Source organism: Blastococcus sp. SYSU DS1021, assembly GCF_054050995.1.
Map to the genome: position 1 here is coordinate 15483 of NZ_JBJHAL010000002.1, position 25486 is coordinate 40968.

Annotated in this window: 27 protein-coding genes; 7 read left to right on the forward strand and 20 right to left on the reverse strand. The window is 74.8% G+C overall.

The window, feature by feature from the left end:
* Positions 1-15 precede the first annotated feature (15 nt).
* Positions 16-849: a helix-hairpin-helix domain-containing protein gene (locus tag ACI8AP_RS01635; protein WP_456587582.1), complete on the reverse strand. Its 834-nt coding sequence runs from the start codon at positions 847-849 to the stop codon at positions 16-18.
* Positions 850-1035: 186 nt separating this feature from the next.
* Positions 1036-1194: a hypothetical protein gene (locus tag ACI8AP_RS01640; RefSeq protein ID WP_456587583.1), complete on the reverse strand. Its 159-nt coding sequence runs from the start codon at positions 1192-1194 to the stop codon at positions 1036-1038.
* Positions 1195-1341: 147 nt separating this feature from the next.
* On the opposite strand from ACI8AP_RS01640, the gene ACI8AP_RS01645 reads away from it, so the two are divergent.
* Entirely contained in the window at positions 1342-1668 is a 327-nt protein-coding gene (locus ACI8AP_RS01645; protein WP_456587584.1) for a GNAT family N-acetyltransferase, read from the forward strand.
* Positions 1669-1813: 145 nt separating this feature from the next.
* On the opposite strand, the gene ACI8AP_RS01650 is transcribed toward ACI8AP_RS01645, so the two are convergent.
* The 7 genes from ACI8AP_RS01650 to ACI8AP_RS01680 all read right to left on the reverse strand — a co-directional run bounded on the left by ACI8AP_RS01650 (position 1814) and on the right by ACI8AP_RS01680 (position 8516).
* Positions 1814-2698, reverse strand: coding sequence for a DegV family protein (locus ACI8AP_RS01650; protein ID WP_456587585.1), 885 nt, complete (start codon positions 2696-2698; stop codon positions 1814-1816).
* Positions 2699-2752: 54 nt separating this feature from the next.
* Positions 2753-3514, reverse strand: a complete 762-nt coding sequence (locus tag ACI8AP_RS01655) for a histidine phosphatase family protein (protein ID WP_456587586.1) — start codon at positions 3512-3514, stop codon at positions 2753-2755.
* Entirely contained in the window at positions 3511-3942 is a 432-nt protein-coding gene (rsfS, locus tag ACI8AP_RS01660; protein ID WP_456587587.1) for a ribosome silencing factor, read from the reverse strand. Before rsfS ends, ACI8AP_RS01655 begins: the two co-directional genes overlap by 4 nt.
* Entirely contained in the window at positions 3939-4685 is a 747-nt protein-coding gene (gene nadD / locus ACI8AP_RS01665; RefSeq protein WP_456587588.1) for a nicotinate-nucleotide adenylyltransferase, read from the reverse strand. The genes rsfS and nadD overlap by 4 nt, the downstream gene beginning before the upstream one ends.
* Before the next feature lie 241 nt (positions 4686-4926).
* A complete protein-coding gene (locus ACI8AP_RS01670; RefSeq protein ID WP_456587589.1) occupies positions 4927-6351 on the reverse strand; it encodes a vWA domain-containing protein in 1425 nt (474 codons plus the stop codon).
* A complete protein-coding gene (locus ACI8AP_RS01675) occupies positions 6351-7238 on the reverse strand; it encodes an AAA family ATPase (RefSeq protein ID WP_456587590.1) in 888 nt (295 codons plus the stop codon). Before ACI8AP_RS01675 ends, ACI8AP_RS01670 begins: the two co-directional genes overlap by 1 nt.
* Positions 7239-7262: 24 nt before the next feature.
* Positions 7263-8516, reverse strand: coding sequence for a glutamate-5-semialdehyde dehydrogenase (locus ACI8AP_RS01680; RefSeq protein ID WP_456587591.1), 1254 nt, complete (start codon positions 8514-8516; stop codon positions 7263-7265).
* 80 nt (positions 8517-8596) lie between these two features.
* On the opposite strand from ACI8AP_RS01680, the gene ACI8AP_RS01685 reads away from it, so the two are divergent.
* The 4 genes from ACI8AP_RS01685 to ACI8AP_RS01700 are packed head-to-tail and all read left to right on the forward strand — an operon-like array spanning position 8597 to position 11847.
* Complete coding sequence (locus ACI8AP_RS01685) at positions 8597-9604, forward strand: metal ABC transporter substrate-binding protein (protein ID WP_456587592.1); 1008 nt, start codon at positions 8597-8599, stop codon at positions 9602-9604.
* Positions 9601-10404, forward strand: coding sequence for a metal ABC transporter ATP-binding protein (locus ACI8AP_RS01690; RefSeq protein WP_456587593.1), 804 nt, complete (start codon positions 9601-9603; stop codon positions 10402-10404). Before ACI8AP_RS01685 ends, ACI8AP_RS01690 begins: the two co-directional genes overlap by 4 nt.
* Position 10405: 1 nt before the next feature.
* A complete protein-coding gene (locus ACI8AP_RS01695) occupies positions 10406-11431 on the forward strand; it encodes an iron chelate uptake ABC transporter family permease subunit (protein ID WP_456587594.1) in 1026 nt (341 codons plus the stop codon).
* Positions 11428-11847, forward strand: a complete 420-nt coding sequence (locus ACI8AP_RS01700; RefSeq protein WP_456587595.1) for a Fur family transcriptional regulator — start codon at positions 11428-11430, stop codon at positions 11845-11847. Before ACI8AP_RS01695 ends, ACI8AP_RS01700 begins: the two co-directional genes overlap by 4 nt.
* A 34-nt stretch (positions 11848-11881) precedes the next feature.
* Here ACI8AP_RS01700 and ACI8AP_RS01705 read toward each other — a convergent pair whose 3' ends face one another.
* From ACI8AP_RS01705 to ACI8AP_RS01740, 8 genes are all read right to left on the reverse strand, one after another.
* Positions 11882-12364, reverse strand: a complete 483-nt coding sequence (locus ACI8AP_RS01705) for a peptide deformylase (protein WP_456587596.1) — start codon at positions 12362-12364, stop codon at positions 11882-11884.
* A gap of 30 nt (positions 12365-12394) precedes the next feature.
* Positions 12395-13531: a glutamate 5-kinase gene (proB, locus tag ACI8AP_RS01710; protein WP_456587597.1), complete on the reverse strand. Its 1137-nt coding sequence runs from the start codon at positions 13529-13531 to the stop codon at positions 12395-12397.
* Positions 13528-15039 carry a GTPase ObgE gene (gene obgE, locus ACI8AP_RS01715; RefSeq protein WP_456587598.1) on the reverse strand — a complete coding sequence of 504 codons (1512 nt, stop codon included), beginning with the start codon at positions 15037-15039 and terminating at the stop codon, positions 13528-13530. Before obgE ends, proB begins: the two co-directional genes overlap by 4 nt.
* 136 nt (positions 15040-15175) lie before the next feature.
* A complete protein-coding gene (gene rpmA, locus ACI8AP_RS01720) occupies positions 15176-15433 on the reverse strand; it encodes a 50S ribosomal protein L27 (RefSeq protein ID WP_014375373.1) in 258 nt (85 codons plus the stop codon).
* A gap of 7 nt (positions 15434-15440) precedes the next feature.
* Complete coding sequence (gene rplU, locus ACI8AP_RS01725) at positions 15441-15752, reverse strand: 50S ribosomal protein L21 (protein WP_092195728.1); 312 nt, start codon at positions 15750-15752, stop codon at positions 15441-15443.
* A gap of 262 nt (positions 15753-16014) precedes the next feature.
* Positions 16015-19215 carry an Rne/Rng family ribonuclease gene (locus ACI8AP_RS01730; RefSeq protein ID WP_456587599.1) on the reverse strand — a complete coding sequence of 1067 codons (3201 nt, stop codon included), beginning with the start codon at positions 19213-19215 and terminating at the stop codon, positions 16015-16017.
* Between the two features lie 317 nt (positions 19216-19532).
* Entirely contained in the window at positions 19533-20300 is a 768-nt protein-coding gene (locus ACI8AP_RS01735; protein ID WP_456587600.1) for a TIGR03936 family radical SAM-associated protein, read from the reverse strand.
* Positions 20300-22243, reverse strand: a complete 1944-nt coding sequence (locus ACI8AP_RS01740) for a TIGR03960 family B12-binding radical SAM protein (RefSeq protein ID WP_456587601.1) — start codon at positions 22241-22243, stop codon at positions 20300-20302. The genes ACI8AP_RS01735 and ACI8AP_RS01740 overlap by 1 nt, the downstream gene beginning before the upstream one ends.
* A gap of 162 nt (positions 22244-22405) precedes the next feature.
* Between ACI8AP_RS01740 and ACI8AP_RS01745 the strand changes: the two genes are divergently transcribed.
* Together ACI8AP_RS01745 and ACI8AP_RS01750 are read left to right on the forward strand one after the other, a co-directional pair.
* Complete coding sequence (locus ACI8AP_RS01745) at positions 22406-22672, forward strand: helix-turn-helix transcriptional regulator (protein ID WP_456587602.1); 267 nt, start codon at positions 22406-22408, stop codon at positions 22670-22672.
* Positions 22669-23175, forward strand: coding sequence for a hypothetical protein (locus ACI8AP_RS01750; protein ID WP_456587603.1), 507 nt, complete (start codon positions 22669-22671; stop codon positions 23173-23175). The genes ACI8AP_RS01745 and ACI8AP_RS01750 overlap by 4 nt, the downstream gene beginning before the upstream one ends.
* Before the next feature lie 92 nt (positions 23176-23267).
* On the opposite strand, the gene ndk is transcribed toward ACI8AP_RS01750, so the two are convergent.
* From ndk to folC, 3 genes are read right to left on the reverse strand one after another with little or no spacing between them, the layout of a single operon-like run.
* Positions 23268-23678 carry a nucleoside-diphosphate kinase gene (gene ndk / locus ACI8AP_RS01755; protein WP_456587604.1) on the reverse strand — a complete coding sequence of 137 codons (411 nt, stop codon included), beginning with the start codon at positions 23676-23678 and terminating at the stop codon, positions 23268-23270.
* Positions 23679-23689: 11 nt separating this feature from the next.
* Positions 23690-24097: a DUF4233 domain-containing protein gene (locus ACI8AP_RS01760; RefSeq protein WP_456587605.1), complete on the reverse strand. Its 408-nt coding sequence runs from the start codon at positions 24095-24097 to the stop codon at positions 23690-23692.
* Positions 24094-25449 carry a bifunctional tetrahydrofolate synthase/dihydrofolate synthase gene (gene folC, locus ACI8AP_RS01765; RefSeq protein WP_456587606.1) on the reverse strand — a complete coding sequence of 452 codons (1356 nt, stop codon included), beginning with the start codon at positions 25447-25449 and terminating at the stop codon, positions 24094-24096. Before folC ends, ACI8AP_RS01760 begins: the two co-directional genes overlap by 4 nt.
* Positions 25450-25486: the final 37 nt, after the last annotated feature.

Below are 25486 nucleotides of genomic sequence, written 5' to 3' on the forward strand. Positions count from 1 at the left end.
GGTCGAGCGCCGCGCTCACACCGACACCAGCTCGGCGAGCTCGGCCGCCTTCGCCGGGCCGATGCCCGGCACGTCGTCGAGCTCCTCGACGCTGCGGAAACCGCCGCTGCGGGTGCGGTGCTCGACGATGCGCTGGGCGAGGACCGGGCCGATGCCCGGCAGCGCGTCCAGCTCCGCCACCCCAGCGGTGTTCAGGTCGACGCGGCCCCCGCCGCCCGGGGGGCCGCCCGCGGGCGGCCCCTCCGCGCCCGCACCGGGCACACCCACGGCGACCTGCTGCCCGTCGGAGAGGAGCGCGGCCAGGTTCACCGAGGCCGGGTCGGCCTCGGGCAGGAGCCCGCCGGCCGCCTCGACCGCGTCGGCGACCCGGGCGCCCGCGGTGAGCGTGACCAGACCCGGCCGCGCCACCTGCCCCACCACGGAGACGACCACGGTGCCGGCGGTCTCGGCCACCTCCCCCACCGGGGGCTCGCCGGCTGCGGGGGTGGCCGGCGCGGTGGGCGAGGGCAGCGGCGCCGCCGCCGGCTCCACCCGGGGCCGCTGGGACCACGTCCAGACCAGCAGGAGCAGGACCGCCACCACCGCGGCGGCCCACACGGCGCGCCCACCGGCGCGGCCGGCGTCCCAGCGGGGCGTCGTGCCGGGTGCCCGGTGCCGCCCCACACCGGCGGGTGGGTCCGGGCGCCCCGCGACGTCGACCGGCACGGTGATCCGGTCGTCCGCCGGCCAGGGCGGGTCGTCGTCCTCGGGGACCCAGCCGTCGGCGGCGGGGCGCGGCTCGGCCAGGACGGCGCGCAGCCGGGCACGGATGACGTCGGCGTCGTCGTCACGGCGGGCAAGCAGGCGCACCCCGGCGACGCTAGGGAGCGCGGCCGCCCTCTCCCGCGGTCACGACGCCGGCTGTGGACGGCTGCCCGGGGTGTGGACGGCGCGCGGGCCCGCGCGGACGCCGGCTCGGGGGGGCTCGGGGGAGGTTCGGGGGGGGCGTGGCCTGCAGCTCCTGACGGCGACTGGGCCGCCGTCAGGAGCAGTTCCTCACGCTGCGCGGCGTCCAGGCAGACCCGAGAGGGAATGGGCGTGCGGGCCGGCTGCGGCGAAGGTGGCGGCGGTGACGACCAGCGGCAGGGTGCTCATCGGCAGCGTCCGCTGGTTGCCCCCGTGCCCGCAGGAACTTGCCCTGGGGCCGCTGCTCACGCGGTCAGAAGGTAGGGCCCGCCTCCGGTGTGCGCCAGTGGCTGCGCCGCGGCAGCGGAAAGGGGGAGCACCAGGGCCACCCAGGGGCCTTGGCGGAGGCCTCCGCACGCCGGAGACTGCGCTGGGACATCCAGGAGCGGAGGACAGATGCGGGTCGAGGTGACCGACGACACCGGGCAGCACCGGTACGAGGGGCGGATCAACGGGGAGCTGGCCGCGATCGCGGAGTACATCCGGACGGCACAGCTCGTGGTGTTCACGCACACGGAGGTGCTGCCCGGTCACGAGGGTCAGGGCGTCGCCTCGGACCTGGTGCGCCAGGCGCTGGACGACGTGCGCAGCCAGGGCCTTGCGGTGCTGCCGTTGTGCCCGTTCGTGGGCGCCTGGATCGGGCGCCACCGGGCGGAGTACGGCGACCTGGTCTACCACTCGCGCACCACGGTCACCCCGGAGGCCGACGCCGCAGCACGGTGACCGCGGAGCCCTCGCCGGCCGGGAGCCGGTGCCGAGGGCGTCGACGGCCGGGCGGTCATGGGCCGTATGGACAGCGACCGCTCTGCGGAGCGGCGGACGGGCCGTGGGACTGCCGCCCGGCACGCCGTCCGGTGAGCCCTGCCGCTCACCGCGGGTGCTGGTCCCCCACGTCCAGAGGCTCCCCGGCATGCCGGGACACGACCACGCCGACGGCTCCCGGGCCGACGTGCGCGCCGATGGCGGCACCGAGCTCGCTCACGTGTAGCTCCTGCACCCGGGGGACGCGGGCCCGCAGCTCGGTGACCAGCCGGTCGGCCCGCTCGGCGGCGGCGAGGTGGTGCACGGCGAGGGAGACCTCCCGGTCGCCGGCGTGCTCGACGACGTGCTGGACCAGGCGGGCGAGCGCGCGCGCCGAGGTCCGTACCTTCTCCAGCGGCACGACCCGGCCGTCGACCACGTGCAGCACCGGCTTGACGGCCAGCGCCGAGCCCAGGACCGCGGCCGCGGAGCCGATCCGCCCGCCCCGGCGCAGGTGCTCCAGCGTGTCGACGACGAACAGCGTGCGGGTGCGGGCGGCGGCGTCCCGGGCGACCTGCGCCACCGTGGCGCCGTCGGCCCCGCAGGCCGCTGCGCGGGCGGCCGCCAGGACGGCGAACCCGGTGCCCATCGCCGCCGAGCGGGAGTCGACGACGGAGACGATGTGCTCCCCCACCTGCGACGCGGCGACGCGGGCGGCGTCCCAGGTGCCGGAGAGCTCCGCGGACAGGTGGACCGAGACCAGCCGGTCGGCCCCCGCGTCCAGCGCGGCGCGGTAGGCGGCGACGAAGTCCCCGGGCGTGGGCCGCGACGTGGACACCCGCTGGCCGCGGGTGGAGAGCGCCTTCGCCACGTCCTCGGCGCTGATGTCCTCGCCCTCTCGCCCCGAGCGGCCGGCGAGGACGACGTAGAGCGGGACGACCCGGACGCCGTACTCGTCGGCGAGCGGGCGGGGCAGGTAGGCCGTCGAATCGGTGAGGACGGCGACGGGCACCCGGCGAGGCTAGCTGCCGACCGCGCGCCGTACGGAGCGTGGTGCTCGGGCCGGTCAGCCGACGGCGTCGGCGTCCTGGGCCGGGCCCGGGTCCGGCCGGTCACCGGCCGCTCCGGGAGCCCCCTGTTCGGGATCCGCGCGGAGCCGGTCCGCCGCGGGCGCGGCGAGCCCCTCCAGCAGCGGACCGGCCGACGCGTTGTGCCGGAGCAGCCGCCACCGGCCGCTCTGCCGGGCCAGCTCGCTCCACCCGCAGTTGTCCAGCGGACCGAACACGCGCCGGTGGTCCGGCCCGAGCTCCAGCAGCGCCTCGATCAGCCGGCCGCTCGTGCCCCCGTGGGTCACCACCACGGCCACGTCCGCCGGTGGCAGGTCGGCGAGCCCTGCGACCACCCGCGAGACGACCGCCGGGGCCTCCTCCCCACCGCGGCCCCGCACCGGCCGCCCGGCCAGCCAGTCCGCGTACTGCTCGGGGTACCGGTCGGCCACCTCCTCGCGGGTGAGGCCTTCCCACGCGCCCATCCCGTGCTCGCGGAACCTCGGGTCCAGCCGCAGCGGCACGTCCAGCAGCGAGGTGAGTGCCCGCGCGGTGTCCGCGGCGCGGCCGAGGTCGCTGGCGACCACCGCCGTCGACCGGGGCGTCAGCCCGGCCGAGGCCACGAGGTGCGGTGCGGCGTGGACCGCCTGCGCCCGCCCGACCTCGTCGAGCGGTGGGTCGAGCTGCCCCTGGAACCGTCCGGCCGCGTTCCACCCGGTGCGCCCGTGCCGCCAGACCACCAGCCGGGTCACCGGCAGCTCGGGCACGGCCGGGGAGGTCACTGGCCGGCCGTCTCCGCGACCGACGGGGAGCCGGCGTCCGCCGGGGCGCCCGGGGCGGACCCGGGGTCGGCCGCGTCGGTGAAGGGGATGGACGGGCAGTCCTTCCAGAGGCGCTCGAGGGCGTAGTAGGCCCGCTCCTCGGCGTGCTGGACGTGCACCACGACGTCGATGAAGTCCAGCAGCACCCAGCGCGCCTCGGCCACGCCCTCGCGGCGCACCGGCTTCACGCCGTGCTCCCGCAGCCGCTCCTCGACCTCGTCGACGATGGCCTGGACCTGCCGCTCGTTGGGTGCGGACGCGAGGACGAAGGCGTCGGTGATGGCGAGCCGCTCGCTGACGTCGACGATGGTGACGTCGGTGGCCAGCTTGTCCGCGGCGGCCTGGGCGGCGAGCAGCGCGGTCTCCCGGGCCTCGGGCGAGGCGGTCATTCGGGCACCTCCTGGAGGTGGGACGTCGTGGGTGGGGTGCGAGCACCGTCGGGGCCGGTGGTGTTCCCGGGCCCGGTCGGGGGTGGGCGGTCGTAGGTGGGGCGGTCACCCGCCGGGCGCCCGTCGCGGGCCTGCCCGGGGGCAGGGCGCCGCGCGGGCTCGCGGTAGAGGCCGCGCTTCTCGATGTACTGGACCACGCCGTCGGGCACGAGGTACCAGACGGGCATGCCGCGGCCCACCCGGTCGCGGCAGTCGCTCGAGCTGATGGCAAGCGCGGGGATCTCCACCAGGCTGACCCCGCCCTCGGGCAGGTGGCTGTCGGCCAGCGTGTACCCGGGGCGCGTGACCCCGATGAAGTGCGCCAGCTCGAAGCACCGGGCACCGTCGCGCCAGGTCATGATCTGGGCCAGGGCGTCGGCGCCGGTGATGAAGAACAACTCGGCCCCCGGACGCTGGGCCTGCAGGTCGGTGAGCGTGTCGAAGGTGTAGGTGGGCCCGCCCCGGTCGATGTCGACCCGGCTCACGGAGAACCGCGGGTTCGACGCCGTCGCGATCACGGTCATGAGGTACCGGTCCTCGGCCGGGCTCACCACCTGGTCGCTCTTCTGCCACGGCTCACCGGTGGGCACGAACACCACCTCGTCGAGCCCGAACAGCCCGGCGACCTCGCTGGCGGCGACCAGGTGCCCGTGGTGGATGGGATCGAAGGTCCCACCCATCACGCCGACTCGTCGTCCCGCCACCGGCCGAGCGTATCCGGGGGTGCCGACCCCGCGCCGCGAGGACCGGCCCGCGCACCCCACCGGGCCGACGGCGACGGCGACCGGCTCCCCCGTGCAGCCGGTCGCCGTCCGGCCGCACCGGTGCGGCCGGCGGGTGACGACACGTCGGCACCGCGTTGTCCAACGGAGCCGGCAGCGTGCGGTTACGCACCGACCCGGAAGCACCTCGGGGCCGCCGGCGCACCGGCACGTCGGTCCCTTCTCACAGGGTGGTGACGAAGTCGGCGAGCTGAGCGGCGTTGCGGCACTCGACCATGTCGATGACCTCGCCGTACCGGTCGGCGGCGGAGTCACCGCTCCCCCAGAGCCGGCGCGGCTCGGGGTTCAGCCAGTGCGCCGAGCGGGCCTTCGACACCAGGCCGGCCAGCACCGGGACACCCGGCTGCCGGTAGTTGGTCCGCCCGTCGCCGAGCACGAGCAGCGACGTCTTGGGACCGATGGCCGAGGCCCAGCGGTCGGCGAACACGTCGAACGCGGTGCCGTAGTCGCTGTGCCCGTCGAAGCCCACGACCTGGGCCTCGCGGCCGATCCGGGCGATGGCGTCGGCGACGTCCACACCCGGCCGGAAGAACCGGGTGACCTCGTCGGTGGAGTCGACGAACGCGAACGCCCGCACACCGGTGAAGTGCTCCCGCAGCGCCTGGGTGAGCATCAGCGTGAAGTGGCTGAACCCGGCCACCGAGCCGCTGACGTCGCAGAGCACCACGAGCTCGGGCTTGTGCACCTTGCGCGGCCGGTGGTGGGTGACCACCGGGACCCCGCCGGTGCCGAGCGAGGCCCGCACGGTCTTGCGGAAGTCCAGCCGGCCCTGACGCCCGAGGCGCCGGCGGGCGGAGAGCCGGACGGCGAGCCGGCGGGCCAGCGGGGCCACCGCCCGGCGCAGCTCGGCGAGGTCGGCCGACTGGGCGCGGAGGAAGTCGACCTGGTCGGCGAGCGGCCGCACGGCGTTCTTCGCGACCCGGTCGCGGCCCTTCTCCGCCGCCGTCCGCCGGCGGACCTCCGCCTCGACCGCGGTCCGGAAGGCCGCCAGCCGGTCGCGCACCGTCTGCCGCGCCACCTGCTCGGCCAGGCCACCACGGCCGGACTCCCCGAGCAGCCCGGCGAGCAGCTGGGCCACGAGCGTGTCCGGCGAGAGCGCCCGCATCACCCGGTAGCTGAAGTACGACTGCCCCGACGGGGTGGGCTGCCCCTGCCCCAGGAGGTCGACTGCTTCGCGGGCGAACCGGCGCAGGGCCTCGGGGTCGCCGTCCTGCAGCAGCTGGAGCAGCTCGTCCCGCATCTGCGCGGCGAGCGCGGCGTCGTCGGGGACGTCGAGGGTGGACTCCCCCGGCTCGCCCGGGCCGTCGCCGTCCCCCGCGTCGGGCACCGGGCGGTCGCCGAGCGGCCACCACAGGTCGAACAGGACGTCGTAGGCATCGCGTTGCGCGGCGCGCTGCAGCAGCACGGCCGCGAGCCCGTGGCGCAGCTGCTCGCGGTCGAGCAGGTCGATGACGGTCAGGATCTCCGCGGCGTCGACCGCCTGGCTGATGCCCACCGGGATGCCGGCCTCGCGGACCGCCCGCACGAACCCGTCCAGGTGCCCGGCCAGCCCGCCGGGCTCCCGCCCCGGTGCCACCGGCGCGGCCATCAGTTCAGCCGCAGCTCGGCCGCGGCCCGCGTCTGGTCGCTGGCGTGCTTGAGCACGACGCCGAGGGTCGCGGCCATCGCCGGCTCGTCGAGGGTGTCCAGCCCGAGCTCCAGCAGGGTCTGCGCCCAGTCGAGGGTCTCCGAGATCGACGGCGACTTCTTCAGCTCCAGCCCGCGCAGCGCCCGCACGGTGGCCACCAGCTGGTCGGCCAGCCCCGCGGCGAGGTCGGGCACGCGGGACAGCACGATCTCCCGCTCCCGCTCGGCCGACGGGTAGTCCAGCGCCAGGTACAGGCAGCGCCGCTTGAGGGCCTCGGAGAGCTCGCGGGTGGCGTTGGAGGTGAGGACGACGGTCGGCCGGCGGGTGGCCGCGATCGTGCCGAGCTCCGGGATGGTGACCTGGAAGTCGCTGAGCACCTCGAGCAGCAGCCCCTCGACCTCGACGTCGGCCTTGTCGGTCTCGTCGACGAGCAGCACGGTCGGCTCGGTGCGGCGGATCGCGGTCAGCAGCGGCCGGGAGAGCAGGAACTCCTCGCCGAAGATGTCGTCGTGCACGGTGTCCCAGTCGGCGCCGCCCTCGGCCTGGGACGCCTGGATGCGCAGCAGCTGCTTCTTGTAGTTCCACTCGTACAGCGCGCGTGCCTCGTCCAGGCCCTCGTAGCACTGCAGGCGGATCAGCTCCGACCCGGTGGCCGCGGCGAGCGCCTTGGCCAGCTCCGTCTTGCCGGTGCCCGCCGGTCCCTCGACCAGCAGCGGCTTGCCGAGGCGGTCAGCGAGGAAGACCGTCGTCGCGATCTGCGCGTCGGGCAGGTAGCCGGCGGTGGACAGCCGCTTGCTGACGTCCGCGACCGACGAGAAGTGGGGGGACTGCGACGGCGGGCGGGGCATGCGGCTCCTCGGGAGGCGGCAGGGTCAGCGCGTGTGGCCGGACCCCGTGACGACGTACGTGGTGGAGGTCAGCTCGGGCAGGCCGAGCGGGCCCCGGGCGTGCAGCTTCTGGGTGGAGATGCCGATCTCGGCGCCGAAGCCGAACTCGCCGCCGTCGGTGAACCGGGTGGAGGCGTTGACCAGCACGGCGGCGGCGTCGACCCCGGCGGTGAAGTCGGCGATGGCGCGGGCCGAGTCGGCCACGATGGCCTCGGTGTGGCCGGTGCTCCACCGCGCGATGTGCTCCAGGGCCTGCGGCAGGTCGTCGACGATCCGCACCGCCATGTCCATCGAGAGGTACTCGGTGCCCCAGTCCTCGTCGGTGGCTGGGACGACGCCGTCATGCGCGGACCGGGCGGCGTCGTCACCGTGCAGCGTGACGCCGGCGCCGGCGAGCGCGGCGAGCAACCGGGGCAGGAACGGGACGTCGCGGTGCACCAGCAGCGTCTCCGCGGAGTTGCAGACGCTCACCCGGTGGGTCTTGGAGTTGAGCACCACCGCCTCGGCGATCTCCGGGTCGGCGGAGGCGTCGACGTACACGTGGCAGTTGCCCTCCCCGGTCTCGATGACCGGCACCCGCGACTCGCGCACCACCCGCTGGATCAGCGAGGCGCCGCCGCGCGGGATCACCACGTCGACCAGACCGCGGGCGTTCAGCAGCTCCCCCACCGACGCGCGGTCGGCCGGGAGCAGCTCGACGAACCCGGCGGGCAGCCCGGCCTTCTCCCCGGCCTCGGTGAGGACGGCGAGCAGCGCGGCGTTGGTGCCGAACGCCGACGCCGACCCGCGCAGCAGCGCCGCGTTGCCGCTCTTGAGGCACAGGCCCGCGGCATCGACGGTGACGTTCGGGCGCGCCTCGTAGACGATCCCGACCACGCCGAGCGGGACGCGGACCTGCTTCAGCTCCAGCCCGTTGGGCAGCCGGGAGCCGCGCACCACGTCGCCCACCGGGTCGGGCAGCGCGACCAGCTGGCGCAGCGCGTCGGCGACGCCGGCGACGCGGCCGGCGTCCAGGCGCAGCCGGTCGACGATCGCCTCCGGCGTGCCGTCGGCCCGCGCGGCGGCGACGTCGGCCGCGTTGGCGGTCAGGATCTCGTCGGTGCGCTCGACCAGCGCGTCGGCCATCGCCGTCAGCGCGGCGTCCTTGGTGTCGGTCGGCAGGGTGCGCAGCACGCGGGAGGCGGCCTTCGCGCGCAGCGCGGCGGCACCGATCAGCGGCAGGCCGGAGACGTCGGACACGCCCGTGAGGGTACGCGGCGGGGCGCCCCGTCCCACGTCCGTCCGGGCCCCTGGACCACCCACGTACCCAGCGTGAGAGAATGATTCTCATGCGCATCGCCGCCTCCCGGGTCGCCCTCACCGCTCTCGCCACCACCGGCGTGCTCCTCGCCGCCGGGTGCGCCTCCGACGGCGGGGGCGGTGCGAGCGGCGACGAGGTCTCCGTGGTCGCGGGCTTCTACCCGCTGGAGTGGGCCGCGGCCCGCGTCGGCGGGGAGCGCGTCTCCGTCTCCTCGCTGACGCCGTCGGGAGCCGAGGCGCACGACCTCGAGCTGACCCCGCGTGACGTCGCCGCCGTCGGGGACGCCGACCTGCTCGTGTACCTGGAGGGCTTCCAGCCGGCGCTGGACGAGGCGGCCGCCTCCGAGGCCGGCGACGCCGCCTGGGACGCCGGCCAGGCCGCGGACCTCGTCGAGGGTGAGCACGCGGGGCACGCCGAGGACGAGCACGCCGAGGACGAGCACGCGGACGACGAGCACGCCGCCGAGGAGCACGCCGCCGAGGAGGAGCACTCCCACGGCGACGAGTCGACCGACCCGCACTTCTGGCTGGACCCGACCCGGCTGGCCGCCGTGGGCGACGCCCTGGCCGAGCGCCTGACCGAGCTGGACCCCGACGGCGCGTCGACCTACGAGGAGAACGCCGCCGCCCTGCGGGCGGACCTGGAGTCCCTCGACGAGGAGATGCAAGCCGGGCTCGCCGACTGCGCCGTCGACACCCTGGTCACCAGCCACGACGCCTTCGGCTACCTCGGCGAGCGCTACGGTCTGGAGGTGGTCGGCATCAGCGGGCTGAGCCCGTCCCAGGAGCCCAGCCCTGCGCAGCAGGCCGAGATCGCGGACCTGGTCCGGGAGCACGGGATCACGACCGTCTACACCGAGACCCTGGTCGACCCCGCGGTCGCCGAGACGGTCGCGGAGGAGGCGGGTGCGCAGGTCGCCGTGCTCGACCCGATCGAGGGGCTCACCGACGAGTCCGCGGGCGAGGACTACCTGCAGGTGATGCGCGCCAACCTTGCCACGCTGCAGGAAGGCCAGTCCTGTTCATGACCGCACGCTCCGGCGCCGCCGTCCGGCTGCGCGACGCCAGCATCGGCTACGACGACGTGCCGATCGTGACGGGCGTCGGGCTGACGGTGCGGCACGGCGAGGCGGTGGCGATCCTCGGGTCGAACGGTTCGGGGAAGACGACCCTCGCCCGAGGGCTGCTGGGCCTGGCCACCGTGCTCGACGGAGAGGTCGAGGTCCTCGGCGCGCCGGTGGGCCGGCTGCGCGAACGCGGGCGGATCGGCTACGTGCCGCAGCGGCACACGGTCAGCGGAGCGGTACCCGCCACCGTCCGCGAGGTCGTGTCGGTCGGCCGGCTGGCCAGGCTGGGCCTGTTCCGGCGGCTCGGAGCGGCCGACCGCGTGGCGGTCGGCGAGGCCGTCGCCGCCGTCGGGCTCGCGGACCGCATGGAGGAGCCGGTCGCCTCCCTCTCCGGCGGCCAGCAGCGCCGCGTCCTGGTGGCCCGGGCGCTGGCCGCCCAGCCCGAGCTGCTGATCATGGACGAACCGACCGCCGGGGTGGATGCCGCCAGCCAGCACGCGCTGGCCGAGGTGCTCGGCCGCGTGTCGGCGACCGGCACCACCCTGCTCGTGGTCACCCACGAGACCGCGCCGCTGGCCGGCGTGCTCACCCGCGCGGTCGTGGTCGACCACGGGCGGATCGCCTACGACGGGCCGCTGACCGGCGCGGAGCCGGCCACGGGCCACGATCACCACTGCGGGGAAGCGGCGGAGCCGGAACGGCCGGGGTACCGGCTCGACCAGCCGACCGTGACGGCGCGGACGGCGAAGGGGAGCCGCTGACGTGGAGATCCTCGAGTACGGGTTCATGCAGCGCGCCCTGCTCGCCTCGCTGATGGTGGGGCTGGTCGCGCCGGCGGTGGGGGTCTTCCTCGTCCAGCGCCGGCTCTCGCTGCTCGGCGACGGTCTCGGGCACGTCGCCCTGACCGGGGTGGCGATCGGGGTGCTCACCTCCACCGCCCCGGTGGGCGCGGCCCTGGTCGCGGCCGTCCTGGGCGCGGTGCTCATCGAACTGGTCCGCGCCCGCGGCCGCACCAGCGGCGACGTCGCGCTCGCCGTCCTCTTCTACGGCGGCATCGCCGGTGGCGTGGTGCTGCTCAGCCTCGCGCCGAGGGGCCAGGCCACGAACCTCGACGCCTACCTCTTCGGCGCCATCACCACCACCGGCGCCGGCGACCTGGTCGTCTTCGCGGTCATCGCGCTCACCGTGCTCGCCGCCGTCGCCCTGCTGGGCCAGCGGCTCTACGCGGTGAGCGACGACGAGGAGTACGCCCGGGCCGTCGGCCTCCCGGTCCTCGCCCTGAACGTCGTCCTCGCCGCCCTGGTCGCCGCCACCGTGGTGCTCTCCATGCGCATCGTCGGCCTGCTCCTGATCAGCGCGCTGATGATCGTGCCCAGCGCGGTGGCGCAGCTGCTGGCGCGCAGCTTCCGGCAGGCGCTCTACCTGGCGTGCGGCATCGGCCTGGTGGTCAGCGTCTCCGGGACGACGGCGTCGTACTACACCGGCACCCCCTCGGGCGGGACGATCGTGCTGCTGGCGATCGCGGTCTTCCTCGTCGTGTCCGGCGCGGTGGCGCTGCGGGAGGCCACCGCGCGCCGTCGGCACCGGCGGCGCGGCCCGGTCCACGGCGCCCATCCGCACGAGCACGGCGAGGGGTGCGGCCACCGGCCGGTACCGCACGGCGACCACGTCGACTACGACCACGACGGCCACCTGCACGCCCCCCACCTGACCGGCGCGGGAGTCCACTACGACGAGCACGGCACGGCGACGGTCCCCGGCGGGCCCGGGACGGGAGGTGCACGGTGAGCACAGCCGACCAGACCGACGGCAGCGCCCGGCGGCCGAGCCGCCAGCGCAGCGCGGTCCTCGCGCTGCTGGAGGAGCTCGACGGCTTCCGCAGCGCCCAGGACCTGCACGCACTGCTGCGCGAGCGCGGTGACTCGGTCGGGCTGGCGACGGTCTACCGGGCACTGCAGGCCCTCGTGGACGACGGCCAGCTCGACGTGCTGCGCAGCCCCGACGGTGAGGCGGCCTACCGCCGCTGCTCCCCCAGCCACCACCACCACCTCGTGTGCCGCTCGTGCGGCATGACGGTGGAGGTCGCTGACCCCCCGGTCGAGCGCTGGGCCGCCCGCATCGCCGCGGAGCACGGCTTCGCCGACGTGCAGCACGATCTCGAGGTGTTCGGGACCTGCGCCGACTGCGCGTCGTCCCGCGGCTGAGCCCCCTGCGCTCGACCCGTCGGACCGCGCCGGATCAGCGGTCGCGCAGGGCCCGCAGCGCGGCCTTCCGGGCGTCGCCGGTGAGCCGGTCGAGGAACACCTTGCCGTCGAGGTGGTCCACCTCGTGCTGGAGGCAGCGGGCCATCAGCCCTTCGCCCTCCAGCCGCAGCGGCTTGCCGTCGACGTCGAACCCCTCGGCGACGCAGCGCATCGCGCGCACGGTCGGCGCCCAGATCCCCGGCACCGACAGGCAGCCCTCGTCGCCGTCCTGGATCTCCTCGGACCGCTCGACGATGACCGGGTTCACCATGTGCCCGATGACCCCGTCGATGTTGTAGGAGAACGCGCGGACGCCTACGCCGATCTGGGGAGCCGCCACCCCGGCCCGGCCGGGGTGGTCGACGGTGTCCTCGAGGTCGCGGATCAACGCGGCCAGCCAGCCGTCGAAGGCCCGGACCGGGTCGGAGGGGGTGCGCAGCACCGGGTCACCGAGTTCGCGGATGGGGCGGATGGTCACCCGGGCAGTCTCTCAGCCGGGCTGCAGCCCTCAGCGCAGGCGTCCGACCAGGACCATCTCGTCGCGGTGCACGACCTCCCGGCGGTGCTCGGGCGGCAGGTCGCCGGTCTTGCGCCCGAGGAGCGACGGCAGCTCGCGGGCGTCGTAGGCGACCAGCCCGCGGGCGACGACCACGCCGTCCGGCCCGACCAGCTCCACCGGGTCGTCGGCGAGGAACTCCCCCACGACGCCGGTGATTCCCGCGGCCAGCAGCGAGGCGTGCCGCTCCCGGAGAGCGGCCACCGCGCCGTCGTCGAGGACCAGGCGGCCGCGGGGGCGGCTGGCGTAGCGCAGCCAGAACTGGCGGGCGCTGGGCCGCTTGCCCATGGGGGCGAACAGCGTGCCCACCCGGTTCCCACCGAGCGCGGGGGCGGCCTGGGGCGTGGAGGTCACGACGACCGGGACGCCGGCGTGCGCGGCGATGAAGGCCGCCTCCACCTTGGTCGCCATGCCGCCGGTGCCCACGCCGTTGCGGCTGGCCGAGCCGAGGGCGACGGCGGCGAGGTCCGCCGGGTGGCGCACGGTGTCGACCAGCTGCGCCGGGCCGATGCGCGGGTCGCCGTCGTAGACGCCGTCGACGTCGGAGAGCAGGACCAGCGCGTCGGCCCGCGCGACGTGGGCGACGAGCGCGGCCAGCCGGTCGTTGTCCCCGAAGCGGATCTCCTCGGTGGCCACGGTGTCGTTCTCGTTGACCACCGGGAGGACGCCGAGGCTGAGCAGCTTGTCGACCGTCTGCTGCGCGTTGCGGTAGTGGCTGCGCCGGGTCAGGTCGTCGGAGGTGAGCAGCACCTGGCCGACGGTGATCCCGTGCCGGGCGAACGCGTCGGCGTAGGTCTGCACCAGGCGCAGCTGCCCGACGCTCGCCGCCGCCTGCGCGGTGGCGAGGTCACGAGGGCGCCCGTCGAGGCCGAGCGGCGCCAGCCCCGCGGCGATCGCGCCCGAGGAGACCAGGACCACCTCCCGGCCCGACGCCCGGACGGCGGCGAGGGCGTCGACCAGCGCGGTGAGGCGTGCGACGTCCAGGCCCCCGGGCAGCGTGGTCAGCGAAGAGGAGCCGACCTTGACCACGACCCGGCCCGCGCCGGCGATCGAGGGCCGGGCCGCGGTCTCGGCGGCCGCGCGGGTCACCGGGGGTCCTTCCCGGGCAGGTCGTCGTCCATCCCCTCGAGGTCCTCGTCGGTCCAGCCGTCCTCGGTGACCTCGAAGGGCACCCGGCGGGCGCGCTTGGCCGCCAGTCGCTCGGCCGCCCCGATGCGCTCGGTGACCTCGAGCCGGTTGTCGGTCCCGCGGCCACCCAGGCCCGCGGACTCCTCGGCGGTGAGCGTGCCCGCCGGAAGCGTCGGCGCCCAGTCGAAGGTGACGTCGCCGATGGTCACGGCGTCGCCCTCGCGGGCGCCGGCACGGGCCAGCTGCTCCTCCACCCCGAGGCGGTTGAGCCGGTCGGCGAGGTAGCCGACGGCCTCGTCGTTGGTGAAGTCGGTCTGCCGGACCCACCGCTCGGGCTTGACGCCGCGGACGACGAACGCCTCCGGGTCGGCAGGGTCGCGCTCCACGGTGAAGCCGGAGTCGTCGACCGCGCGCGGGGTCAGCGTCACCCGCACCGGCTCGGGCGCCGGGAGCGAGGCACGGTGCTCCTCGACGGCCGCGGCCAGCGCGTACCCGAAGGCCGCCAGCCCCTCGCCGGTGACGGCGCTGATCGGGAACACCTGCAGGCCGCGCTCCTCGAGGGCGGGGCGGACCAGGTCGACCAGCTCGCGGCCGTCGGGGACGTCGATCTTGTTGAGCACGGCGATCCGGAGCCGGCCGACGAGGTCGAGCTCCTCCCCGCCGTACTCCGCGAGCTCGTGCTCCAGCGCGTCGATGTCGGTCTCGGGGTCGCGGCCGGACTCCATGGTCGCCATGTCGATGACGTGCACCAGGACGGCGCAGCGCTCGACGTGCCGGAGGAACTGCAGGCCCAGCCCCTTGCCGGCCGAGGCGCCCGGGATCAGGCCGGGCACGTCGGCCATCGTGTAGACGGTGTCGCCGGAGCGGACCACGCCGAGGTTGGGCACCAGCGTGGTGAACGGGTAGTCGGCGATCTTCGGCCGGGCCGCGGACATGGCGGCGACCAGCGAGGACTTGCCGGCCGACGGGTACCCGACGAGGCCGACGTCGGCGATGCTCTTGAGCTCCAGCACCGCGTCGAACGCCTCGCCCGGCTCACCGAGCAGCGCGAACCCCGGCGCCTTGCGGCGGGGGTTGGCCAGCGCGGCGTTGCCCAGCCCGCCCTTGCCGCCGTGGGCGAGCACCACGCGGGTGCCGGCGCCCACCAGGTCGGCGAGCACGCGGCCGTCGGGGGTGCTGACCACGGTGCCCTCGGGCACCCGCAGCACGCGATCCTCGCCCCGGGCGCCGTGCCGGTTGCTGCCCGCACCGGGGCGGCCGTTGGCCGCCTTCTGGTGGGGTCGGTGGTGGAAGTCCAGCAGGGTGTGCACGTTCGGGTCGACCTCGAGGACGACGTCGCCGCCGTCCCCGCCGTTGCCCCCGTCGGGCCCACCGAGCGGCTTGAACTTCTCGCGGTGCACCGAGGAGACGCCGTGCCCGCCGTTGCCGGCAGCGACGTGGATGGTGACCCGATCGACGAAAGCGGCCATGGGTGTCGAGCGGACGAGTCCGCGCCGCCTCCTACCTACCTGTCAAGCGCGACGAGCGCACGGGCCGGTCGGCCCGTGCGCTCGTCGCGAAGCGAACTGCTTGTCGGCCCCGTCCAGAGGAGGACGGGGTCCTCTTTCAGGCCTCGACCGCAGTGATGGAGACGGTCTTGCGTCCCCGTCGCGTGCCGAAGGTGACCGAACCCGGCGCGAGCGCGAACAGCGTGTCGTCGCCGCCGCGGCCGACGCCGAGGCCCGGGTGGAAGTGGGTTCCGCGCTGGCGGACGATGATCTCGCCGGCCTTCACGACCTGGCCACCGAAACGCTTGACGCCGAGGCGCTGCGCGTTCGAGTCGCGGCCGTTGCGGGAGGACGAGGCGCCCTTCTTGTGTGCCATGTCGGCGTCAGCCCTTCGAGATGTCGCGGACCACGACGCTGGTCAGGGGCTGACGGTGCCCCTGCCGCTTGTGGTAGCCGGTCTTGTTCTTGAACTTGTGGATGTGGATCTTCGGGCCCTTGCCGTGCTCGAGGATCTCACCGGTCACGGTCACCTTCGCCAGGGCCGCCGCGTCGCTGGTGACGGTGTCGCCGTCGACCAGCAGGATGGCCGGGAGGGCGACGGTGTCGCCCGCCGCGCCCTGCAGGCGGTTGATCGTGAACGTGTCGCCCACGGCCACCTTGTGCTGGCTCCCGCCGGCCTTCACCACTGCGTACACCACTGACTCCTCGTTAGCTTCTTCACGTCGAGCTCTGTGTCCGGCGCGCACGACCGGGGGGCGCCGGGTGCTTGGACGGGCTGCGCACGCCGTCCCGGCGGCACCCGGAGGCGCCTGCGCGGTGGCGCAGCAACCCGACCAGCGTACCCGAGGCTGCCCGCACCGGTCGACACGCCCCGGCTGTGGCCCTGGCGACCCCGCTCCCCCGGGCCCGCGCCCCCGTCCGGGGCCGCCGGACGGGGCCGCGGGGCACTGCCAGGGACTAGGACACCGGCGGACCGGCCGGCCGGCTGGCCGCCCGGCGGCGGCGCGGCCGGGCAGCCGCGGCCGGCGCCTCGCCGTCGCCGGCGGCCGGCTCGGCCGGTGCTGCCGGGGTCTCGGCCCCGGCGTCGGCGGCGTGCGCCACCCCGCCGGGGACGACGTCGGCCGTCGTCGTCGCCGGGGTGATCGGCTGCGCGGACTCGGCCGGCGCCTCGACGGCGCCGACCTCACCGGCCGGGAGCACGTCCTCGGCCTCGGTCTCCGCGACCGGCACCGGGGCGGGCGCGGTCTCGGGCAGCGGCTGGACCGTCGTCACCCGCGCGTCGACCCGCTGTGCGGGCGGCACGACCACCGGCGCCTCCGGACCTGCCGGCGCGTCGTCCGGGCCGGTCCGCCCGGGCTCCGGCGAACCGGCGACCGGGGCCGGGACGACCGGATCGACGTCCTCGACCGTCTCGGCCGAGCCGTCGGCCACGGGCTCACCGGCGGGGGTCCCGTCGTCGGCGCGGGTGCCGGCGAGCACGGCGGCGTCCTCGGCCGCGCGCTCCTCCCCCGACTGCCCGCGGTTGCGCCGGCCACGGCTGCGACGTCCTCCGCCGCGACCGCCCTCGACGGCCTCGCCGTCACCGGCGGGCGCCTCGGCCGCGCCCGCGCCGGTCGCCTCGACCTCCTCGGCCTCCTTCGCGACGGCGTCCTTGCCGCCGCGGCTGCGCCCGGACTCCTTGCCACCGGCGTCCTTGCCACCGGAGTCCTTGCCGCCGGAGTCCTTGCCGCCGGAGTCCCGGCCGGAGTCCTTGCCGCCGCCGGAGTTGCTCCCGCCGCCGTTGCCACCGCCCCGGCGCTTCTCGTCCACCGGGTCGAGGTGCACGACGATGCCGCGCCCGCGGCAGTGCTCGCAGGATTCGGAGAAGACCTCCAGCAGGCCCTGGCCCACGCGCTTGCGGGTCATCTGCACCAGGCCCAGCGAGGTCACCTCGGCGACCTGGTGCTTGGTGCGGTCGCGGCCCAGGCACTCGGTGAGCCGGCGCAGCACGAGATCACGGTTGCTCTCGAGCACCATGTCGATGAAGTCGATGACGATGATGCCGCCGATGTCGCGCAGCCGGAGCTGGCGGACGATCTCCTCGGCCGCCTCCATGTTGTTGCGCGTCACGGTCTGCTCGAGGTTGCCGCCCGAGCCGGTGAACTTCCCGGTGTTGACGTCGACGACGGTCATCGCCTCGGTGCGGTCGATCACCAGCGAGCCGCCCGACGGCAGCCAGACCTTGCGGTCCAGCGCCTTCGTCAGCTGCTCGTCGATCCGCAGGTCGTGGAAGACGTCGCCCTGGCCGGTGTAGCGGGTCAGCCGCGCGGTGAGCTCGGGGCTCACGTGCGCGACGTAGGCCTCGACGGTGTCCCAGGCGTCGTCGCCCTGGACCACGAGCTCCTTGAAGTCCTCGTTGAAGACGTCGCGGATCACCCGGATCGCCAGGTCGGGCTCGCCGTAGAGCAGGGTCGGCGCGTTCGACGTCGACTCGGACTTCTGCTTGATGACGTCCCACTGCGCCTTCAGCCGGTTGACGTCGCGGGTGAGCTCCTCCTCCGAGGCGCCCTCCGCGGCGGTCCGGATGATCACGCCGGCGTCCTCGGGGACGATCCGCTTGAGGATGTCCTTGAGCCGCTGGCGCTCGGTGTCGGGCAGCTTGCGGCTGATCCCGGTCATCGAGCCGCCGGGCACGTAGACGAGGAAGCGACCGGGCAGGTTGATCTGCTGGGTCAGCCGGGCGCCCTTGTGGCCGATCGGGTCCTTGGTGACCTGCACCAGGATCTTGTCGCCGGACTTGAACGCCTGCTCGATCGAGCGCTGCTTGCCCGAGAGCCCGACGGCGTCCCAGTTCACCTCACCGGCGTAGACGACGGCGTTGCGGCCCTTGCCGATGTCGACGAACGCCGCCTCCATGCTGGGCAGCACGTTCTGCACCCGGCCCAGGTAGACGTTGCCCGCGAAGGACGTCGCGGAGGCCTGGGTGACGTAGTGCTCGACGAGGATGTCGTCCTCGAGCACGGCGATCTGCGTCCGCTCGCCGCGCTGGCGGATCACCATCTTCCGGTCGACGGCCTCGCGGCGGGCGAGGAATTCCGACTCGGTCAGGATCGGCTGGCGACGGCGCCCGGTGTCCCGGCCGTCCCGGCGGCGCTGGCGCTTGGCCTCGAGCCGGGTGGAGCCGGCGATGCCGCGGACGTCGTCGTCGCTGGTGCTGCGGCCGTTGCGCCCGGCCCGCTCGGGACGGTCGTCGTCGTCGGTGTCGTCGGAGGACTCGTCCGCGCCGGAGCTCCCGCCACGGCGACGGCGGCGCCGCCGGCGGCGGGTGCCCGACCCGGTTGACCCCTCGTCCTCGCCCTCGTCCTCGTCGGTGTCGGTCGCAGCACCGGAGGTCTCGTCGTCCTCGGTGTCGTCGGCCTGCGGTCGCTCGTCGCCGCCGTCCTCGTCGGAGTCGGCGTCCGAGGAGTCCTCGCCGCTGCGGCCCCGCCCGCGGCCGCGCCGGCCCCGGCGGCGACGCCGGCTCGCCGACGAACCACCCTCGTCGCGGTCCTCGCCGGACTCGTCGCGGTCGTCGGTGTCCTCGGCCTGCTCGTCCTCGGTGTCGGCCTCCGCCCGCTCCGGCTGCTCCTCCGCGGGGCGGCGGCGGGACCGGCTGCGGCGGGAGCGGGGCGCCTCGTCGGCGGTCGCGTCCTCGCCGTCCTGGTCGCCCGCGGCGTCGTCGACGTCGGGTTCGGGGGACTCCGCCGGACGGCGGCTGCGCCGGCGGGGCGCGGGCGGTGCGTCGTCGGGCGGCGCCACGAAGCTCACGAACGCGGGGATCGGCGCGGCCGCGACGGGTCGGACGGCCTCGACGTGGTCGGGGTCGGCCGCGGCGGCCGGCCGGGTGGCCCGGCGGCGGGGGCGGGCCACGACGGCCGTGGGCTCCGGTGAGCTGAATTGGGCGCCGAACCGCGGTCCGGCCGGTTCGGGCTCGGGCGTCTCGGCCGCGGCGCCGTCCGGGGCATCCGCGGTGTCGTCGGCGGCCGCCGTCTCGTCGGCGTCCTCGGCGTCCGGCGCCCCTTCGTCGGGGGTGGCCGGCGTGCCGGTGACCTCCGCCTCGGCGGGCTGCGGTGTGTCCTGCGGGACCGCGGTCTCCTGCGTGTCGTCGTTCTCGGTGGTCGGGTGGTCGGTGTCAGCCACGAGGGCTCTCGCCTCCTGTGCTGCTCCCGGGCGCCGATCGAGAGGACTGGCGGCCGCGCAGGAGCACGGGTTGGGCGGGGCGGGCCGCCGCGCGGGGTACGGCGGACTGGCTCGCCCTGCGAAGTCTGTGGGCGGCTCCCGCGCGACGGTTGCCGCGGCGGGGAGCCGGATGTGGTGGTGCGCACCTCCGGTGACGCCGGGGGTGGTGGTGCGGGTCCTGCGGTGGTCTGGGCATCCGGGCCGGGTGGCCTGGAACGGGCGCGTCACGTCTGGCAGCCGTGGCGCTCGACAGCGCGCGGTCTCCGGGCGTCCGCCGGTCAGACCGTCGCGTGCTCCCCCTGGCAGCGGGTGCGCGCCGCACGGTCAGGACCGAACGGATCGGCCACGGTCCCGGTGTCGTCGAGCCGGCCCTGCGCCTCACGCACGGCCCGGGGGGGCAACGGCGGGCGCAGGTCGGCGACGGCAGCCAGGGCGGCCAACACGTCGTCGGGTCGTACAGCGGGCGTCACCTGCCGGACGACCATGTGCAGTATGGCACAACCTGCCTCCTCCGACGCTGACGCGCTGGCCACGGCGGGGCGCGCGTCCACGTCCTTGAGGCCGTTCTTGGTCCGCTTGGCGACGGTGACGACGTCGGCCGCGAGGAACTTCTCGACCGCCGGGGCGAGCTCCTCCAGGCGCACGCCGGGCAGTTCCACGCGCCAGACGGAGGTGTCGATGCGGTCGGCCAGCGACCCGGTCCCCTCCTGCGCCTCGACGACCTCCAGGACGGCGATGTCCGGCGGCAGCGCGGTGTCGAGCGCGACCCGCACCGCCTCGGGGTCGCAGCGGATCGCCACCCCGATCTCCAGGTACTCCGCCTCGCTGGCCGACCCGGTCGGCGCGGCCCCGATGTAGGAGATCTTCGGGTGCGGGCTGAACCCGGCGGAGAACGCCATCGGCACCTGCGCCCGGCGCAGCGCCCGCTCCAGGGCCCGGGCGAGGTCGCGGTGGGAGGCGAACCGCAGCCGGCCCCGCTTGGCGTAGCGGATCCGGAGCTTCTGGACGGTCGGCGGCGGCGGTGGGCCGTCGGGCTGGCGCGCCATCAGACGACGGTGAGCGGCAGCAGGCTGCGCCCCGTCGGCCCGATCTGGATCTCGGTGCCCATGGTGGGACAGACCCCGCAGTCGTAGCAGGGGGTCCACCGGCAGTCGGCGACCTCCTCCTCCGACAGGGCCTCCTGCCAGTCCTCCCAGAGCCACTCCTTGTCCAGGCCGGAGTCCAGGTGGTCCCAGGGCAGGATTTCGTGCTCGGTGCGCTCGCGGGTGGTGAACCAGTCGAGGTCGACCCCGAAGGCGGCCAGCTCCTCGGCGGCGGCCTGGGTCCAGCGCTCGTAGGAGAAGTGCTCGCTCCAGCCGTCGAACTTGCCGCCCTCGCGCCACACCCGCTCGATGACCCGGCCCACCCGGCGGTCGCCCCGGGAGAGCAGGCCCTCGATCACGCCGGGCTTGCCGTCGTGGTAGCGCAGGCCGATGGAGCGGCCGATGCGGCGGTCGGCGTTGATGGCCTGGCGCAGCACCCGCAGCCGGTGGTCGATGGTCTCGGCGCTCGCCTGGGCCGCCCACTGGAACGGCGTGTGCGGCTTGGGCACGAAGCCACCGATGGAGACGGTGCAGCGGATGTCCTTGCGGCCGCTCGCCTCGCGGCCGGCGCGGATCACCTCGACCGCGAGCTCGGCGATCTCCAGCACGTCCTCGTCGGTCTCGGTCGGCAGCCCGCACATGAAGTAGAGCTTCACCTGCGTCCAGCCGTTGGCGTACGCCGTCGTCACCGTGCGGACGAGGTCCTCCTTGGACACCGTCTTGTTGATGACCCGGCGGATGCGCTCGCTGCCGCCCTCGGGGGCGAAGGTCAGCCCGCTCCGCCGGCCGTTGCGGGAGAGCTCGTTGGCCAGCGTGACGTTGAAGGCGTCCACGCGGGTGCTGGGCAGGCTGAGGCTGGTGTTGGTGCCCTCGTAGCGGTCGGCGAGCTGCTTGGCCACCTGGCCGATCTCGGAGTGGTCGGCGCTGGAGAGGCTGAGCAGGCCGACCTCCTCGTAGCCGGTGGCCTTCAGCCCCTGCTCGACCATGGAGCCGATGCCGGTGATCGTCCGCTCGCGCACCGGGCGGGTGATCATCCCGGCCTGGCAGAACCGGCAACCGCGGGTGCAGCCGCGGAAGATCTCCACGCTCATCCGCTCGTGCACGCTCTCGGCGAGCGGCACCAGCGGCTGCTTCGGGTAGGGCCACTCGTCGAGGTCCATGACGGTGCGCTTGCCGACCTTCGCCGGGACGTCGTCGCGCGTCGGGGTCACCGCGGCGATCGTGCCGTCGGGGCCGTAGGAGAACGCGTAGAAGCGCGGCACGTAGACGCCGTCGACGCGGGCCAGGCGGGCCAGCAGCTCCTCGCGGCCGCCCGGGCGCCCCTGCGCCTTCCACGCCTTGACGACGTCGGTGATGTCGCCGACGGCCTGCTCGCCGTCGCCCAGGACCGCGCAGTCGACGAAGTCGGCGACCGGCTCGGGGTTGAAGGCGGCGTGCCCGCCGGCGACGACGACCGGGTGGGTCTCGTCGCGGTCGACGGCGTGGAGCGGGACCCCGGCGAGGTCGAGGGCCTCGAGCAGGTTGGTGTAGCCCAGCTCGGTGGCGAAGCTGACGCCCAGGAGGTCGAAGTCGCGCACGGAGCGGTGGCCGTCGACGGTGAACTGCGGGACCCCGTGCTCGCGCATCAGCGCGGCGAGGTCGGGCCAGACGGCGTAGGTGCGCTCGGCCAGGGCGTCGGGGCGCTCGTTGAGCACCTCGTACAGGATCATCAGCCCCTGGTTGGGCAGCCCCACCTCGTAGGCGTCGGGGTACATGAGCGCCCAGTGCACGTCCGCGGACTCCCACGGCTTGGTCTGGGCGTTGAGCTCACCACCCACGTACTGGATGGGCTTCTGGATCTGGGCCAGCAGCGGCTCGAGTCGCGGGTACAGCGACTCGCCGGCGGTGGTGCGGAGCTCTGCAGTCATGACCGGTCCAGGGTAGCCGCCGCCCCGCCGGGCCCGTGTTGATCAGGTGACCTGATCGTTAGGGGTCCTGGCTCAGCGTCGACCGTGAGCCAGGACCCCACACGGTGAGCCAGGACAACGACCCTTGCGCCGCCTCGTTGTATTTATGCTACGGTTTGTTGCATGGGAAGACAGCCGAAGGGTGAGGCGGACAAGGTCCACGACCGCATCGCCGTGCTCAGGGCCGACCGTGGCGTGAGCCGGAAGGAACTCGCGGACGCCGTCGGCGTCCATCCGCAGACGATCGGCTACGTGGAGCGCGGCGAGTACAGCCCGTCGCTGGCCCTGGCCCTGCGCATCGCCCGCTACTTCGACCTGCCGGTAGAGGCGATCTTCTCCCTCGACCCGCTGCCCTCGCTCAGCCAGGAACTCCTCAGGAGGACGTCGTGACCATCTCCCCCGAGCAGACCTACCTCGCCCGCACGTTCGAGGACGGGCGATACGCCTGGGCCCGTTCGCTGACGAACCGCCGCCGCGCCGTCGTCGCCGAGGCCGTCCTCCTGGTGGCGCTGATCGCGGCCACCCTCACCGCCGCGATCACCGGCACCGGGTGGTCGACGTGGTTCTTCGCCGCGTGGACGGCCGGGATGCTGGCGTTCATCCCGCTGCACTCACTGCTCAACCTGGGCATCCGCGGCGTCTTCGACCGCAGCACCCGGTCGCTCGACGAGCACCAGCAGCGGGTGCGCGAGCGGTCGTACAGCGCGGTGGGCTGGCCGAGCACCGCCCTGCACTTCGCCGCCTGGTTCGGTGCCGTCACGCTCGTCGCGCTCACCGAGCACGTGGACCTCGCGCTGTGCCTGGGCTTCCTGCTCTGGTTCTCCGCCGGGTTGCTGTCGTACTGGCACCTGGCCTGGACCGCCCCCGAGGAGCCCGCCGACGCCGACTCCTGACCCGCCCCCTGATATGCCGAGATCACGCGATCTCGGCACATCAGGCGCTCTCGCGCGCCGAGATCACGGGATCTCGGCGACGAGGAGAGATCTCAGCTCAGGTTCGGGAAGAAGAGCTTCACCTCGCGCTCGGCGGACTCGGGCGAGTCGGAGCCGTGCACGATGTTGTTCTGCACCTCGAGGGCGAAGTCGCCGCGGATGGTGCCGGGGCCGGCCTTCACCGGGTCGGTGGCACCGGCCAGGGCGCGGAACGCCTCGATGGCCCGCGGCCCCTCGACGACCAGCGCCATGAGCGGGCCGCTGGTGATGAACTGCACCAGGTCGGCGAAGAACGGCCGCTCGCGGTGCTCGGCGTAGTGGGTCTCCGCGGTCTCCCGGTCCAGGGTGCGCAGCTCGGCGGCGACCAGGCGCAGCCCCTTGCGCTCGAGCCGCGTGATCACCTCACCGACCAGGCCACGGGAGACGCCGTCGGGCTTGACGAGGACGAGGGTGCGTTCGGTCACGGGGCGGCAGCCTACGGGGTGGCCGCTCCACCGCCGTCGGCGTCGGTGCCCCGAGGCTCCTCGACCGGCCCGAACGGGGTGCCCACCAGCTCCTTGCGCACCTGCAGCAGGTAGGCCCAGATGAGCAGAAAGGCGCCCGCCACGAACCACATGACGCCGTTGAGCAGGCCGGTGAGCAGCAGCGGCACCTGCAGGACGGTGCCGATCAGCAGACCCCGCTCCCGGCGCTGCAGGCCGGACGCGAGGATCAGCACCACCGCCAGGACCAGCAGGACGGTCAACCGGACGGCGCCGAGCCCCTCCTCGGTCTGCGCGATGCCGCGGGGCACGAAGAGGACGGCGATGCCTTCCAGCACGAGGATCGCGGCCGCGGCCCCGCGCAGCGCCTTCGCTGCGCGCAGCGGGTCGGCCGCGGTCACCGCGAGCCCCGGGCCATCAGCGTGCGGGCCTCGCCGGCGGTGATCACGCTGCCGGTGACCAGCACGCCGGAGCCGCCCAAGGCGTCGTCCGGGCCGGCCTCGGCGAGCTCGATCGCCTCGGTGATCGCCTCACCCAGCTCTGGCTGGACGCTCACCCGGTCGGCGCCGAAGACGTCGACGGCCAACGCGCCGAGCTCGTCGGCGGGCATGGCGCGCGGCGAGCTGTTCTGGGTGACGACCAGCTCGGCGCAGATCTCCTCCAGGGCGGCCAGCATCCCGGCGACGTCCTTGCCGTGCACGCACCCGACCACGCCGACGAGCCGGGTGAAGTCGAAGGACTCCCGGAGCGCCTCGACGGTCGCGCGCATGCCGGCCGGGTTGTGCGCCGCGTCGACCAGCACCGTCGGGCTGGTGCGCACCCGCTCCAGCCGGCCGGGTGACCGGACGGCGGCGAAGGCGGCGCGCACCGTCTCCTGCTCGATCGGGCCGGTCGCCGCGCCCGCGCCGAGGAACGCCTCGACCGCGGCGAGCGCCGTCACCGCGTTCTGCGCCTGGTGCGCCCCGAAGAGCGGAAGGAAGACCTCCTCGTACTCCCCGCCGAGCCCCTGCAGGCGCACCTGCTGCCCGCCGACGGCGACCGTGCGCTCCAGCACGCCGAACTCGGTGCCCTCGCGGGCGACGACCGCCTCGACCTCCACGGCGCGACGGACCAGGGTGTCGAGCGCCCCGGGCTGCTGGTGGGCCAGCACCGCGATGGCGTCGGGCTTGATGATCCCCGCCTTCTCCCCCGCGATCGTGGCGACGTCCGGGCCGAGGTACTCGGCGTGGTCGAGGTCGACCGGGGTGACGACGGCGACGCGGGCATCGGCGACGTTCGTCGCGTCCCAGGTCCCGCCCATGCCGACCTCGATGACGGCGACGTCGACCGGGGCGTCGGCGAACAGCGCGTAGGCCATGCCGACCATGACCTCGAAGAAGCTCAGCGGGACCTCGCCCGCGGCGTCGACCATCTGCACGTAGGGCGCGATGTCCTCGTAGGTCTCGACGAACCGCTCGGCGCTGACCGGCTCGCCGTCGACGACGATCCGCTCGCGGATCGACTCCAGGTGGGGGCTGGTGAAGCGGCCCACGCGGAGGCCGAAGCCGCGCAGCAGCTCGTCGATCATCCGGGCCGTCGTCGTCTTGCCGTTGGTGCCCGCCACGTGGATGACCGGCATCGCCCGGTGCGGCGATCCCAGCAGGTCGACCAGGGCGTTGATGCGGGTGAGCGAGGGCTCCAGGCGGCTCTCCGGCCAGCGGGCCAGCAGCTCCTTCTCCACCCGGGCCATGTCACCGGTGCTGCTGTTGCTCATCCTGCTCAGGATGCCAGTCGTGCAGTTCCTAGGATGA